The organism is Clostridium sp. AM25-23AC (genome assembly GCF_003435125.1).
GTDB lineage: Bacteria > Bacillota > Clostridia > Lachnospirales > Lachnospiraceae > Pilosibacter > Pilosibacter fragilis.
The window spans coordinates 74,672-88,828 of record NZ_QWGI01000010.1 but is presented as its reverse complement, the minus strand read 5'-3'; the positions used below and the strand labels follow the sequence as shown (position 1 = coordinate 88,828).

Genomic DNA, 14,157 nt, shown 5'->3' with positions numbered 1-14,157 from the left:
ATTGCATAAGCCTCCGGGGGTCAGTTTTTATATGGTAACATTAAGAGCAGGGGAATCCGGCTCTTTTTTTGGTGGAACATAATTGGGGGTGCCGGTATACACAAACTCTACTTTTGGATAAGAGGTTATGATGGTCATTTCCAGGGCTGGTACGTATTCCAGATTGCCAGATGCCACACGAAATTCAAATTCACCTCTCTGAAGGGTATACAGCCCATTATTGTCAGGGCTGCCAGAAAATGGATCACAAAAGCTGTTTCCTGATCCAGAGACGTTTGCTGTGCCATGTACTCTTTGGACAGTATCCCGGAGATTAAAAGCTTGTCTGATATCCTGGATACAGGTCATGCTTTCCGGAGAACTGATCCCGTAATTTTGAGCCTGACGTACTTTCAGGCGGTATTGGGAAATCGCCTGATGCTGTCTTGCTGCCAGCTGGTCCTTTGAAACCAGACTGGCATTTTGACGGAAACGGACAGATTCAAAAGGTTTAAAATTTGCTTCAATCACAGGTTTCATACATTTTCACCTTCTTCAGACCTGAAAATAGAAAATTATTTTTTGCTTGTTTTTTGTAAACAATGTACCGATATCATTTTATAAAATCAAAAAGAGATGACTGCATCAGGTTTGACCCCATTTTTAAAGCAGCAGAATAGGAGTACTGGTAAGAGAACATTTCTGTAATGGCCTCATAAGGATCAGCTCCGAGAATGTCTTTGTATTCCTCTGTCAGGTTGTCGCTTAAAGTATCAAGACGGGTTTTTGTAGTTTCTACCAGGGAATATTTATTGCCAAGGTCGCTGTAAATGGTGCTGATGGTATGCTCTGTATTAGCTGCATCTTTAAGTACACTGCCCATAGTATCTGTAAATTGATCAACGGTCGTAGTATCATTGATATAATTATCACAGGCCATAACCGAACGGCTCAGAAGTGCCACAGGAGTTGTTTCCAGGGCAGCTTTGACCGCATCCTTTGCATCCGCATCAGACATGGCATTTAAGGAATCTGAAGTAAGCCCCGTAAGCATATTCAGTCCTCCGGTATAGGTATCTAAAAGAGACTGGCGGTTGGAAATATCGCCATAACCGATATCTACCCGGCCTTGTTCTCTCATAGCTGTCACAAGGTTGTTCAGGTCATCATCGCTTAAATGATAACTGTAAGTATTGTTATTTTTGTCATAAGCCATGGTCATATTGACCGTCTTTGTGGTACCGTCTGAATACTTATGGGTATAAGTAAGGGTTTTTCCATCTCCGCTTAAAGAAAACGGAGCTGTTGTAATATCATTTCCTCCATAAACATAGAAATCCTGATACTGGCTGTTCAGATTGCTGACCATGCTCTGCACATCCTGAAGAAGAGCATCTCTTTTTGTCTGGACAGAAGTTTTTGAGCTGTTATGGGAGGAATCCAGCACATACTGCATGGAAGTCTTACTGTTGCTTAAAGTTTTCTGGATATCCCTTGCGCCCTGCTCCTGTTGGTACAGACGGTTTTTAATATCACCTAAAATAGAACTTTTACTCTTTGCATCCTGATATAAATGATCCATTTTCTTTCCCTGATAATAAGCAAGAGGATTATCAGCAGCTGTTTCATAAGCAGCGCCGGTAGAAACCTTGTTCATGCTTTTGTTCAGATTGCTTTGAAGATCATTTAAAGAAGAAGTATACCTGCGGTAAACAGATGAACGTACAACTCTCATAATTTATTAATCCTCCTTATATTTATGCACCAGTATTACTGATCAGGGTATTCAACACTTCATCAAGGGCAGTCATCAGACGGGAAGCAGCATTATAGGCTGAAACGTAGGCCATCATATTGGTTGCTTCTTCATCCAGGCTGACACCGGAAAGAGAGTCTCTGGAGTCCTGGATACTGTTTAAAACAGTTGTGCCCGTCTTTAATGCAGTCTGGTTGGAGCTGGAATCAGATGCCAGCTGGGTGGAAAGGTTATTCATATAATCAGCAAATGTTTTCCCGTTCAATTTCTTGGTATCCTTCATAGCTGCGATCATATCAAGGATTGTATCTGTGCGGTTGGTGCCGTCTGTAGAAATATGGATCGTTCCACTGGTCCAGCCTTTGCTGATACCGATATTTCCGGCTGTTATACCATTTGTTGAGTCATCGGTGGAATTAGATAAAAGATTCTGATCCTTGTGGTTGTTGCCATTGTTGCTGGCATTCATGGATTTTGCGAAAGTGTCAGCTAACTGATCCAGTTTTCCTGAGTAATACTGGTATCCACGGACATCATCCACAGCAGTAGATCCATTTATCACATTGCCGGTACCTGTTTTCTGGAGCATATCCAGGCTTGCCTGAAGAGAGCCGCCTTCAAAATGGATCCCTTTTAACTCTGCGTATACATCATTGGTAGCTGCCGGTCCATTCCCTTGATAGCTGGGGGCTTTTTCAAACTTGATGGAAATGTTTGCAGGATCAGAAACAGAAGCAGCTGTCTGGTGATCGCCTTTTAACATACTTAACTGACCGTAGTTTTTTGTGAGACCGTCAGCACCAAGGTCAGATCCGTTTACCAGGATCAGCTTCTGGCTCTTTCCCTGGGCATCAATATAATTCATGCTCACTTCCAGGTCATCAGGCCAATCCTTCTTGCCGATCACAGCACCATTTGCATCATAGTCATAGGCGTTATTCCCGGAATGGGCATCATCCTTGTAATATCTTGTTTCAACAGGAATATAACCGGAAAGCTCATCCAGAAGAAGATTTCGTTCATCCTGGAGTTCCAGGGAAGGATGACCGGCAACCTGGTTACGTTTGATCTGCACGTTCAGGTCGCCGATCTGGCGGAGGATGTCATTGATCTTCTGTACATCGCCCTGTTCACTGCTGCCTTCCCCTGTGAGCCTTTGAAATTCATTCTGTTCGGCCTGTGTGATCTGTCTGGATGCCTGGTTAAAAAGATTACATACAGACTGCATTTTAGTTCGCAGCTCACTTTCATAGATGGGATCGGATACCTTTGCAGGATCCTGCATGCTTGTAAGGGTAGACTGGATATTATCAAATGCCTGGCGGATGCCGGAAATGGTTGTTTCGTCCAGTACCTTTGACAGAGAATTAAGGGCAGTCTGTAAACGATTGGTATAGCTGCAGTCAGCAGACTGGCTGCGGTATTGGATATCCAGATAAGGATCTCTGATCTGTGAGACCCGGTCCATGCTTACCCCAAAGCCTACTGCAGTTTCATTCCCATTAGAATAATGGGAAACAGGATTCGTATAATTAAGGCTGGATGCCTCTAACTGCTGCCTGGTATATCCGGCAGTATTCATATTTGACAAATTCTGTCCTGTAATATCCAGACGTTTCTGGTTGGCCTGGAGAGCGGACAGAGCGGTATTAAAACCGGAAAAAGTTGCTCTTACCATAAAATATTATTACCTCCAAAATATAAGTATCCTGCAGTCCCCACAGTTTTATCAGACATATTTGTCATAAACATGAGGATCGCTCTGCTTCGCACCGGAAAGGCGCTGTTCTAACTGTTTCATGCGGATCCGGATCAGACGGTCTGTGCCGCCTTTTATCTTTTTCAGCTTTTCAGCCTGGCTGGATAAACGTTCCAAGATCGGAGAGAGAAGTGCCACAGCCTCCTCGCTGTCCTCCTGCATCAAAATCTGGCGGAAAGTAAGCCCCTCAAGACCCGACCTGCGAAGAAGATCACTTCGTTTTTTATCTAGTCCGCGCAGCTGCAGTAAAAGCATGTTTTCATCATTTAAAAGAGATTCCAGCTGGTCAGGATGATCAGCTGAAACAACGGTTAGTTTATCAGCCTCAACCCGGCATAGCTGTTCTAATACAGTACACAGCTGTTCTAATACCGGGATCAGGCTTTCAGGCGCCCTCATAGATTATACATGGCCCTTGCAATGGCCATGGGATCCGGTTCGTAGGTTCCTTCCTCAACCTGTTTTTTCAGTTGGGCAGCCTTTTCAACGGAAACGCCTTTCTCGCGGCAGACATCTTCTGTAATGCTGTGGGCCAGAGAGCGTGCGAAAAGTGTTTCATCAGCCGAAATACCTTCGGTGTATTCAAAACTGGCTCGGTCAAGATCAGCTGGTTTTGCAGAAATATTATCAGACAAAGCAATATTGCTTTGTCTCATTGATACATGTTCCATGTGTATTTGCTCCTGGATAAAATTTTGAATTTTCATACAATTACTCCTCACCTTAAAATAAAACGGCAGGACCACAAAAGTATCCTGTGATTTTCACATGCTTACTGAATCTATATCTATGTAAATTATCGCCTTTTTTCTTGAAAATATAAGAAAAATAATAATTATAAAAAACGGGAAAACGCCGATTAAATATACATATGGAAGCATGCAGGGTAATTCGGTATCAGAGGGGTCAAAATCTTTTGACCCCAACATCATAATATATAGAATCAAAAAGAAAAGGGATAAAACATGTCTAATATATTACAGGTAACAGATCCTTCTACATATATAGATAATAGAAATGTCCATACAGGCCAGGAGCAGCAAAGCGCCCTGAACAGTTCCCAGATCCAGAATCCTTCTGACCCATCCCGTGTAGTGCGGGCAGATGGACAGAAAAGCGGTACCGCTGGTGACCAGGAAAATGAAAGTGGCTTCAGCGTTCGCAATTATAATGGAAATTATACGGACTTTCTTCAGAAGCTGGGGCAGGAAAATGAAATAAAGGATTCCCTGGGCCGGATCCTGTTCCGGGATGGAGCCTTTATCGCTAAAGGTGATGAAGGTCTGGGTAAAATGGTGCAGCAGCTGCTGGATTCTGCCAGTTTTGAAGATTCTGGCCAGCTGCTGGATTTTTTAAAAATGCAGGGACAGACTAAATTTTCCGGTACTTTCTTTGAAAACCTGAGAACTCTTTTGCAGCAGGAAGGAAACAGAGGCCTGCAGGAAACAGCCCTCAAATTCCTTCAGGTATTCAACAATTATTCCAGCGGTGAGCATCTTTTAGAACAGATGCAGGAACTGGCAGATGAAATAAAAGGAATGCTTTACACCTCTGCAAGACAGGAATACGCATCAATTCTGGATCAGCTGGACTGGAAGGCAGAAAATGGGGAAACGAAGGAAAATTCCCAGGTTCTGTTTCAGAAGCTGGTCCCCTTTCTTTCAAGATATATTTCCCGTACTCATGATTATGGCAATGTAAGAAGCAGCGTGATCCAGCTGATCCTTTATGGGGCACGTTATGAAAACGGAAGCAGCACCCTTCTCAGAAGCCTTTTTGAACAAATGGCAGCTAATAGGGATTTTAAACGTTTTTTTGAAACAGAGCCTGAAGAACTGTATGCTGTACTTACCGGTTCAAAAGGAAAAAAAGGAAATATTTATGGAGATATTTTTGGCTCACTTGTGGAAAGAGGGGCCAAAGGAGAAGCCGGGCTGGAACATGTACAGGATTTTTATCAGCTGATGCGAGGGATGCTGGTAAACGAAAGCGTATATATGTCTGTGAATCATTTTGTCCTTCCTTTTCAATATCAGGGAAAAGAGGCAGTATCTGAATTTTGGATCGATCCGGATGCAGAGAAAAAAGAAGAAGAAAAAGATGGAGGCAGGAAAATACGCCTTCTGGTGGACTTTGAGATCAGGGGATTGGGAGATTTCCAGCTTCTGGCAGATCTCCAGGATCATAAAATATCCATGGAGCTGGGAGTTCCTAAAAATCTTTCTGCCGGAGCCGGAGAGATACAGGCAAAGCTTCAGGAAATATGTACCAGAAACGGGATGCGCGTGAAAATGATGCAGGTGCAGGAACGGAAAGCTCATTACCGTCTGCTGGATGTTTTTCCAAAGATAAGAAAAAAGGAGAATGGTATTAATGTCAGCGTTTGAGCGGTTATTAGAGCAAAAGGCAGTTGCGCTTCAATATTCGCCGGAAAAGGACACTGCCCCGGTAATCGTTGCTTCCGGAATGGGATATATGGCAGAAAAGATCACGGAAGCAGCCAGAAAGTCAGGGGTTCCGGTTTATGAGGATGATTCTCTTGCAACTCTTTTAAGCAGATTACAGCTGGGAGCGGCTGTGCCGGAAGAATTATATCAGGCGATCATAGAGATCTATATTTACTTTTTAGGATATGTGCCGTCACCGGAGGAAAAAGAAAATGAAGAAAAAGTCGAAAATACCTGACAGAAGATCCAGACACGGACGGGAAATGTTTCTGCTCCTTCTTTCGGGAGTCTTGCTGTTCCAATGGGGAAAGATAGATGCTTTTGCAGCAGCAAAAGAGATTAAAACAGTAAATATCCGTGTTACATCCAAGCTGGAAGTAGGCAGCAAGCTTCCGGATATAAAACTGCAAACGACCACGGTTTCAGATGGAGAAGTGGCAGTAGATGCAAGTGGAGGTAAATACAGCGTTTCCGAGGCCGAATGGACGGATAAAAGCTCCAATGAACTGAAAGCTGCTGAAGAGCCTCAGATGAAAGTCACCCTGGAACCGGAAGATGTCAGTGAAGATTATTTTGTTTCCAGCTATAAAAAAGCGAATGTAAAGATCAGTGGGGGCACATTTGTGTCTGCCAGACGAGATGGAGATGAACTGGTAGTTACCCTGCGGGTAAAAGGGATCAAAGGAGACTATGCTGCTCCGGAAGATGCCTGGTGGAATGAAAAAAGCCTGGGACAGGCTAAATGGGAAAAGCCGGATAACACATCCGGTTATTACGAAGTGCAGCTTTACAGAGGAAAAACGAAAGTTTACAGCGTCTCCCAGACCAGTGCGGTTCAGTATAATTTTTATCCATATATGACAAAAACAGGAGAGTATACCTTTAAGGTACGCACAGTACCGGGAACGGATTCCCAAAAAAAATATGGTGGAAAAAGCGAATGGATAGAATCCGGGGAGCTTTCCATTACAGACCGGTATGTATCAGATGGTAAAGGACAGCAATCAAAAAATCCTTCTGCAAAGCGCGGAACCACAGATAAAGTAGGCTGGGTAAAAAAAGGCAATATATGGAATTACAGATTTCCGGATGGCTCTATATGCCGGGGTACATGGCAGTCGGTCAACGGATACTGGTATTATTTTGATGTCAATGGCACGATGCTCACCGGCTGGCAGAAGATGGCAAATGACTGGTATTACCTGTATGGTACCGGGGAAATGGCAACCGGATGGGCAAAGATCAATGGACAGTGGTATTACTTCTGGCCATTAACGGAAAATGGGCATACACAGGGAACCATGGCTTATGGAGGCTGGAAGATCATAGGGGCGGATTATTACTTTTTCAGGGAAGACGGCTCCTTATATACCGGCTGGCTGGAACAGAATGGTTCCTGGTATTACTTAAACACACTTGACAACAGCCTTCAGGGAGTCATGTTTACCGGCTGGCTGATCCGGGAAGGGAAAACTTATTTCCTGGATGCTGACGGAGTTATGGCTGCCGGCTGGTATCAGGTTGACGGGAATTGGTATTATTTTTGGCCGGATTCAGGTGAAATGGCAAAAAACCAGTATATCAATGGATTTTATGTTAATGGGGACGGGATCTGGTACAGGTAAAGATATGTGAGGAATGGAAATGAAAATGATCAGAAAAATACTCCTTTGTGCCGGAACAGGACTGCTGCTTAGCACAGGAAGTTTACAGTCTGTGCCAGGGGGAATCTTTCATATGGATACAGCTTATGGGGCAGAGAGCAGCATCATCGAGACCATGAGTATTAAATTTGACACCACTTTTGGAGATCCGGAGGAAATACCACAGCCCCAGATCACCATCAGCGGATCAGGGGTATCCATTGGGGATATTTATTACAAAACAGAATATGAAAACTGGAAACCTGGTAAAAAGGTACGGATGGAGATCACTGTGGATGCTGCACAGGGAAAGTATTTCCCTGTGTCCCTTGGACGATCCAAATGCCGTGTGACCGGGGCTGATTTTGTATCGGCGAAAGCCCTGGATAATACCTCCATGCAGGTAAAAGTGAACTATACGCCGGTCACTGTTCTGGGTGACACAGCTTTAGCAGGCTGGAGTTCACATGACTCAGAAAAGGCAGTGTGGAAGAAGGTAGACTATGCTCCGGGCTATACCCTGACTTTATATGGAAATGATAAAGTGGTGAAACGGATGACAGTTACAAGTAACTCTGTCAGCTTAAAGGAGTACATGACAGATCCGGACAAGATCTACTATTATCAGGTAAAAGCGGTCCCGGTTACGGCAGAACAGAAAAAATACTTAAAAGAAGGGGAATTTGTTACATCACAGGAACAGGATATAGATGACAGTGCGGAAGAGGAGAAAGAACATGCAGCAACTTCCCAGAGCTGCAGTACTGGTCCAGGCGTAGCAGGTTCTCTAAAGGGAGACAACTTTGTTATGCCGGATGGGACTCTGGCAGTTAATACCTGGAAGCTGGTGGGAGGTATATGGTACTACTTTAACGCTGAAGGAAACCGTACCAGGGGGTGGTTCTTGTATGGTGGAAAATGGTATTATTTCGACGGAAATGGATATATGAAGACCGGCTGGGTGAACACAGGAAACGGAAAATGGTATTATTTAAACCCTGATGGAAGTATGAAGACCGGCTGGGTGAACACAGGAAACGGAAAATGGTATTATTTAAACCCTGATGGAAGTATGAAGACCGGCTGGGTGAACACAGGAAACGGAAAATGGTATTACTTAAACCCGGATGGGGATATGAAGATCGGCTGGCTGTATGATAAAAATATCTGGTATTATCTAAATAACGATGGATCTATGGCAGTAAACCGTTCTCAGGACGGCTGGTACCTTGGAGCAGACGGCGCAGGCCGAAAGGAGTAAGAAATATGAGTTTAGCACCGATAACAGGAGATGGGGGAAAGTTGGCTGCACAGGCAGCGGATCAGACACAGAAGACAACACCGGTCCAGGAATTTCAGGGGATACTGAAAAATGGGCTGAATGCCATAAAAGAAGATATGGATTCTATTTTCGAAGAAGCTTCTGCTTTATATCAGATCCCTTCTAAACTTCTCAGGGCGGTGGCAAAGGCAGAGTCAGGGTTTAATCCAAAGGCTGTATCCAAAGCAGGGGCTATGGGCGTGATGCAGCTGATGCCGGGAACAGCCCGTTCTCTTGGAGTAAGCGATCCTTACAATGCCAGACAAAATATCCTTGGAGGGGCAAAATACTTAAAACAAAATCTGGACCGGTTCGGAGGAGACGTAAGCCTTGCACTGGCAGCTTATAACGCAGGTCCGAACAGTGTGACCAAATACGGAGGCATCCCACCATATAAAGAAACCCAGAATTATGTAAAAAAGATCATGGCGGATTATACGGGAAACAATACGATCCTGGCAGGACGTACGGTGAGTACCGGAACATATGGGAAAACATCCGGCAGTACAGCAGTGAGCAGCCTTATAGGAAGTGGCCTTACAGGAAGCAGTCTGACAGCAGGCAGTCTTTTAGGCAGCTTTGCGGGAAATACAGGTCTTTCCGGCACCGGCAGCCTTGGTACACTTCTGGCAGCAGGAAAGGGAGAGAACCTTTCCGGGGAAGACTGGTCTAATATGGTGCAGATCCTCCGTCTTCAGATGATGATGAATATGGGTAAGGATACGGGTACGCTGATCTGACAGACAGATATCGGATTGCCGCGCGCTTTGCACTCCCGCAATTTCGGCCTTTTGACCCTGGTATCAATAAAATAAGGCATTTTGCCGATAATAAAAACAAATGGTTATTTGATGATATTCATAGAAGATACAAAGGAAGGTGAAACATCATGCAGGTGCAGAATAACATAGCATCCATAAATGCTGCCAGAAATCAGGGGATCGAAACAGGAAAGCTGAAAAAGTCCCTTGAAAAGCTGTCTTCCGGCTTTCGGATCGTCCGTGCGGGAGATGATGCAGCTGGACTGGCGATCTCGGAAGGTATGCGCAGCAGGATCAACAGCCTGAACCAGGCGATGAGAAACATTGATGACGGCATCGGACTTACCAATGTAGGAGATGGCGCTTTGACAGAGGTCCATTCCATGCTCCAGAGACTGAAGACTCTGGCTTTAAAATCCGCAAATGGAACTTACGATCAATCCAACAGGGAAACCTTGAACATGGAAAAAAACCAGATCCTTGAGGAGATTGACAGGATTGGTTCTACCACTAAATTTGGAGAAATCTCCCTGTTTTCCAGGGCAGATGCCAATACAAATACAAATACACAGGGCTGGCAGCCGCCAGTGCTGGACGATACGATCCCGCTCCAGATCGGCGGTTCTACTCAGGCTGGAGAAGTTCTGGATGTAGAACGCTATTATATAGGAAGCAAGGAACTACAGCTGGATCAGACAGATTTTTCCGATGTAAAAAAGGGACAAGAATCTGTGGGATACATTGAAAACGCGATAGAGGCTGTTTCTAAAGTCAGGGCATCCTTTGGAGCTGCTTATATGCATCTGGATCACACCCACAATAATTTAAGCGTTACAAGTGAAAACATGCAGGCGGCAGAAAGCCAGATCCGTGATACCAATATGGCAGAGGAGATCACAAAATACACCAGCAGTAACATCGTCCTACAGTCCTCTAATATGATGCTTACAAATGCAAATAATCTCCCTCAGACCATACTTGAACTTTTAAAATAAAAATGAAAGAAATAATGAAAAACAGGCTTATGTTTTTTTAACATAAGACGATATATATATATAGAAAGAAAATTCTGCTGTTCCAGAAAGGGCCCTTGGGACAGTAGAAGACAGAGGAAAGGAGTCCACTGCCATATTTTCTTTTATAAAAGGAGGAATTCATTATGGTAATTCAGCATAATATTGCAGCGATCAATTCTTACAGAAACTTAAGTACCAACCAGAGTGCACTGAGCAAAAACTTAGAGAAGCTGTCTTCCGGTTACAAGATCAACCGTGCAGGCGATGACGCAGCAGGTCTGGCTATTTCCGAGACCATGCGTTCCCAGATCAATGGTTTAAACCAGGCTGTAAACAACGCAAACGATGCGATCGGTCTGATCCAGACAGCAGAAGGTGCTATGACAGAGACCCACTCCATGCTTCAGCGTATGAAGACTCTGTCTACCCAGGCAGCAAACGGTACTTATACCGAAACTGCAAGAAAAAACATCAAGGCTGAGATTGATGCACTGAACAAGGAAATCACCCGTATCGCTACGACGACAGAGTTCAATGGTGAGAAACCTTTAAGTCCTAAAGCAGCAAATCAGGCACTTACCTTCTTTATCGGTGCTACTGCAGATAAGACCAATGCAATGACCGTTGGACAGCAGATTATGACAGCTGACGCATTAAAGCTTGACAAAGTTGATGTAGATACCACAACTAATGCATTCAAGGCAATGAAATCTATAGATGCTGCAATTGACACAGTATCTACTTACCGTGCAACCCTTGGTGCTGCCCAGAACCGTCTGGAGCATACGGTAAACAACCTGAAGGTTACTTCTGAGAACATTACCTCTGCGGAAAGCCGTATCCGTGATACAGATATGGCAGATGAGATCACAGCTTATACAAAGAACAACATTCTTTTACAGGCTGCTCAGTCTATGCTTTCCCAGTCCAACGCTATGCCTCAGGGTGTATTAAGCATGCTGCAGTAATCTTGAAATTGATTCTGCATCTTTTAGGGGATCTGCTTTGCGCAGATCCTCTTTTTTTAAATATGTCGTAACTATTCAGTACCTTCATAGTTACGTGCAAAAATCCATTCCAGATCAGCTTCGCTGATGGGATTTTTGCCTTCCAGCCTATGTTTTCTTACGGTCAGCGCAGCAAGTGCGCAGACCTACTGAACAGTTACAATATGTCCTTTAGAACTTAAAAAGAAGGTAACAGATGATGAAAAAAACCATATCACAGTGTATGATCGTGAAAAATGAAGAAAAAAATATCCGCCGCGCCCTTTCCTGGGGGAAGGATATCATGTGTGAACAGATCGTAGTAGATACAGGAAGCAGTGACCGTACTGTGGAGATTGCCAGGGAAATGGGGGCAAAGATATTTTTCTTTCCATGGATCAATGATTTTGCTGCTGCCAAAAATTTTGCCATTGACCAGGCAAAAGGAGACTGGATCGCCTTTCTTGATGCAGATGAAAGCTTTACTCCGGAGGATGCAGCGAAGATTCCGGAGATATTGGAATATGTGGGAGACGATGTAGACGGCCTTCTTACAGGGATCGTAGATCTGGATGAAAACAACCATATCACAAGCGGCGGCACCATGATCCGATTCTTTGTAAACCGGCCGGAGCTGCGCTATGTAGGAAAAATACATGAACACCTGGTCAGAAAAGGAGAATCCGGACTGCATCTGACCGATGCTACAAAGCAGCTGGCTTTCCTCCATACCGGTTACCAGGAACAGGAGAAGAAGGATAAGTCCAAATTTGAAAGAAATCTGAACATCATCCTGGAGATCCTGAAGCAGGAGCCTGAAAACTGTGATTATCTTGGATATCTGGGAGATACCTATTCTTCAGACGGAAAAAATGAAGAAGCAAGGGATGCATACAAAAAGGCGGTGGCAGCCATGCCGGAAAAACTGGGGGTATATGATCAGCGAAGTTCTTATACCTATACAAACCTGTTAAGGGTCTCCCAGTGCCTGAACGCACCGGAAGCCGAGGTGGAAGCTATTTATAAAGAGGCAGTGGAAAAGCTTCCGAAAGAGCCTGATTTTGACTGTGTTATGGGGGACTGGTACTGGAGAAAGGGGCAATATGAAAAAGCAGTACAGATGTATGAACTGGCTATAGCAAAGCTGGAAACCTATGGAACAGTGAACAGGGGGATCATTACCACCTCCATGCTGATCCAGATGTATGAGTGTCTGGGAGAAGGCTGCAGAAAGCTGGGAGATTACCAGAAAGCGGTCCGCTATTGTGTGATCGTACTGAATACTGACCACAAAGATATGAATGCGCTGCTGACTCTGATCAACTGTTTTGCAGAGAGCAATGTCAGCGCAGAAGAGGTAGTCCAGTTTTTAGGGAAGATTTATGATTATTCTGATATAAAAGACAAGGTGATCCTTCTGCGGGTGGCTATGGCAATGGGCAGAAAGGATCTGGAGCGGATGTTCAGGGGAATCCTCCTTCCTCAGGAGAGGGAAGAGTTTGATGCAGCCATGGAAACGGCCCAGAGCGGGGCACCGCTGTCATAGACTTTTTTCAACTCTCCCATGAGAAGAGGAAGCTCCCATTCACAGGTGCTGTTAGCAAAGCTGTTAGGATCTGCGATAGAAACATTTCCGTCAGGAAGGAGCTTTGTGATCAGGACAAAGTGACCGTTTTGCGTCAGGCTTCCCTTACCCATAAGGGCGACCAGGATATGACCGGAAGAAAGAAGGGAAGCTGCGTTTTGGGGCGAGTGGTCTGTTACAGATTCTACCTGAAAGCCATATGCAGTAAGGACAGATGGGATCAGACTGTGATAGGAGCCGCTCTGGGGGGCATAATAGCCATTGGCAGAAGACCAGTCTGCGATCGTTACCGGGGTAATGGCTTCTCCGTCATTTGTGAAGCTGGAGATGAGCATGGCTGCAGCAGTAGGACCACATCCATACTGCTGCATGGGATCTGAACCGCCGTAGAGATAACTGCTCCAGCGGGTATCTCCCTGATTATAGTAGTACATCGGTCCCATACTGGTATCCAGGATGGCAGCATCATAAGAATTGCCATCTGATCCCGGCTTTGCCTCCATATGCAGGTTTTCTGCTTTTCCAAGGATCACAGGAGATGTATTTGCAGTCACAGAAGATGTATCTGGGATCCCCTGTGTCCTGGAAGTATCCTCTGAAAGCTCTGTTTGTTTTTGGATTTTTGGTTCTGGCTGGGTCTGCTTTTTAAGAAAGTCTTCCAGTTCATGAAATTTCTGGCCACTGGCAGTCTGTACAAAGGAAATAGCGGATCGTGCGTCTTTTATGATCTGGGAAGAAAAGCCTGGGCAAAAATAAAAGCTCAGGCTGGCAGTGATCACCGAAACTGTACCGGTAATGGAAAGCTGGATCATCGTTTTCGCAAGTTGGAACTGTTTCAAGGTTTTATTTATCTGTTTTTTTTGATTCTTTAAAGTTCTATCTTTCATTTTTATCCATTTATTTC

At 44.5% G+C, this 14,157-nt stretch carries 14 protein-coding genes; 8 read left to right on the top strand and 6 right to left on the bottom strand.

The genetic code is table 11. From position 1 onward, the window contains the following. Positions 1-27 precede the first annotated feature (27 nt). The 5 genes from DW677_RS08010 to DW677_RS07990 form a co-directional block, all read right to left on the bottom strand. On the bottom strand, positions 28-519 hold the full coding sequence (locus tag DW677_RS08010) for a hypothetical protein (RefSeq protein WP_117483981.1): 492 nt from the start codon (positions 517-519) through the stop codon (positions 28-30). A gap of 73 nt (positions 520-592) precedes the next feature. Continuing rightward, a complete protein-coding gene (locus tag DW677_RS08005; RefSeq protein WP_117566856.1) occupies positions 593-1,714 on the bottom strand; it encodes a flagellin in 1,122 nt (373 codons plus the stop codon). Positions 1,715-1,736: 22 nt separating this feature from the next. Beyond that, positions 1,737-3,413, bottom strand: a complete 1,677-nt coding sequence (flgK, locus tag DW677_RS08000; RefSeq protein WP_117566855.1) for a flagellar hook-associated protein FlgK — start codon at positions 3,411-3,413, stop codon at positions 1,737-1,739. 51 nt (positions 3,414-3,464) lie between these two features. Beyond that, positions 3,465-3,893: a flagellar export chaperone FlgN gene (flgN, locus tag DW677_RS07995; protein ID WP_015553164.1), complete on the bottom strand. Its 429-nt coding sequence runs from the start codon at positions 3,891-3,893 to the stop codon at positions 3,465-3,467. Continuing rightward, positions 3,890-4,201 carry a flagellar biosynthesis anti-sigma factor FlgM gene (locus DW677_RS07990; RefSeq protein WP_117566853.1) on the bottom strand — a complete coding sequence of 104 codons (312 nt, stop codon included), beginning with the start codon at positions 4,199-4,201 and terminating at the stop codon, positions 3,890-3,892. The genes flgN and DW677_RS07990 overlap by 4 nt, the downstream gene beginning before the upstream one ends. A 258-nt stretch (positions 4,202-4,459) precedes the next feature. Here DW677_RS07990 and DW677_RS07985 point away from each other — a divergent pair, with 258 nt between their 5' ends. From DW677_RS07985 to DW677_RS07950, 8 genes are all read left to right on the top strand, one after another. Next, positions 4,460-5,881 carry a hypothetical protein gene (locus DW677_RS07985; RefSeq protein ID WP_117566851.1) on the top strand — a complete coding sequence of 474 codons (1,422 nt, stop codon included), beginning with the start codon at positions 4,460-4,462 and terminating at the stop codon, positions 5,879-5,881. Further along, positions 5,868-6,179 carry an EscU/YscU/HrcU family type III secretion system export apparatus switch protein gene (locus DW677_RS07980; protein WP_015553167.1) on the top strand — a complete coding sequence of 104 codons (312 nt, stop codon included), beginning with the start codon at positions 5,868-5,870 and terminating at the stop codon, positions 6,177-6,179. Before DW677_RS07985 ends, DW677_RS07980 begins: the two co-directional genes overlap by 14 nt. Then, entirely contained in the window at positions 6,154-7,566 is a 1,413-nt protein-coding gene (locus tag DW677_RS07975) for an N-acetylmuramoyl-L-alanine amidase family protein (protein ID WP_117566849.1), read from the top strand. Before DW677_RS07980 ends, DW677_RS07975 begins: the two co-directional genes overlap by 26 nt. Positions 7,567-7,678: 112 nt before the next feature. Beyond that, entirely contained in the window at positions 7,679-8,845 is a 1,167-nt protein-coding gene (locus DW677_RS07970; RefSeq protein WP_242992130.1) for an N-acetylmuramoyl-L-alanine amidase family protein, read from the top strand. A 5-nt stretch (positions 8,846-8,850) separates the two neighbouring features. Continuing rightward, positions 8,851-9,645 carry a lytic transglycosylase domain-containing protein gene (locus DW677_RS07965; RefSeq protein WP_117566848.1) on the top strand — a complete coding sequence of 265 codons (795 nt, stop codon included), beginning with the start codon at positions 8,851-8,853 and terminating at the stop codon, positions 9,643-9,645. Positions 9,646-9,794: 149 nt separating this feature from the next. After that, positions 9,795-10,661, top strand: a complete 867-nt coding sequence (locus DW677_RS07960; protein ID WP_117566846.1) for a flagellin — start codon at positions 9,795-9,797, stop codon at positions 10,659-10,661. A gap of 164 nt (positions 10,662-10,825) precedes the next feature. After that, positions 10,826-11,650, top strand: coding sequence for a flagellin (locus tag DW677_RS07955; protein ID WP_117566844.1), 825 nt, complete (start codon positions 10,826-10,828; stop codon positions 11,648-11,650). A gap of 235 nt (positions 11,651-11,885) precedes the next feature. After that, the gene (locus DW677_RS07950; RefSeq protein WP_117566843.1) at positions 11,886-13,214 is read left to right on the top strand and encodes a glycosyltransferase; all 1,329 of its coding nucleotides are present in this window, start codon (positions 11,886-11,888) and stop codon (positions 13,212-13,214) included. On the opposite strand, the gene DW677_RS07945 is transcribed toward DW677_RS07950, so the two are convergent. Next, positions 13,151-14,140, bottom strand: a complete 990-nt coding sequence (locus DW677_RS07945) for a C39 family peptidase (RefSeq protein ID WP_117551767.1) — start codon at positions 14,138-14,140, stop codon at positions 13,151-13,153. The two genes, DW677_RS07950 and DW677_RS07945, sit on opposite strands and share 64 nt — an antisense overlap. Positions 14,141-14,157 lie beyond the last annotated feature (17 nt).

Coding starts and splice junctions, on each gene's coding strand:
- DW677_RS08010 (WP_117483981.1), bottom strand. CDS start 519: ATGAAACCTGTGATTGAAGCAAATTTTAAACCTTTTGAATCTGTCCGT.
- DW677_RS08005 (WP_117566856.1), bottom strand. CDS start 1,714: ATGAGAGTTGTACGTTCATCTGTTTACCGCAGGTATACTTCTTCTTTA.
- flgK (WP_117566855.1), bottom strand. CDS start 3,413: ATGGTAAGAGCAACTTTTTCCGGTTTTAATACCGCTCTGTCCGCTCTC.
- flgN (WP_015553164.1), bottom strand. CDS start 3,893: ATGAGGGCGCCTGAAAGCCTGATCCCGGTATTAGAACAGCTGTGTACT.
- DW677_RS07990 (WP_117566853.1), bottom strand. CDS start 4,201: ATGAAAATTCAAAATTTTATCCAGGAGCAAATACACATGGAACATGTA.
- DW677_RS07985 (WP_117566851.1), top strand. CDS start 4,460: ATGTCTAATATATTACAGGTAACAGATCCTTCTACATATATAGATAAT.
- DW677_RS07980 (WP_015553167.1), top strand. CDS start 5,868: ATGTCAGCGTTTGAGCGGTTATTAGAGCAAAAGGCAGTTGCGCTTCAA.
- DW677_RS07975 (WP_117566849.1), top strand. CDS start 6,154: ATGAAGAAAAAGTCGAAAATACCTGACAGAAGATCCAGACACGGACGG.
- DW677_RS07970 (WP_242992130.1), top strand. CDS start 7,679: ATGGATACAGCTTATGGGGCAGAGAGCAGCATCATCGAGACCATGAGT.
- DW677_RS07965 (WP_117566848.1), top strand. CDS start 8,851: ATGAGTTTAGCACCGATAACAGGAGATGGGGGAAAGTTGGCTGCACAG.
- DW677_RS07960 (WP_117566846.1), top strand. CDS start 9,795: ATGCAGGTGCAGAATAACATAGCATCCATAAATGCTGCCAGAAATCAG.
- DW677_RS07955 (WP_117566844.1), top strand. CDS start 10,826: ATGGTAATTCAGCATAATATTGCAGCGATCAATTCTTACAGAAACTTA.
- DW677_RS07950 (WP_117566843.1), top strand. CDS start 11,886: ATGATGAAAAAAACCATATCACAGTGTATGATCGTGAAAAATGAAGAA.
- DW677_RS07945 (WP_117551767.1), bottom strand. CDS start 14,140: ATGAAAGATAGAACTTTAAAGAATCAAAAAAAACAGATAAATAAAACC.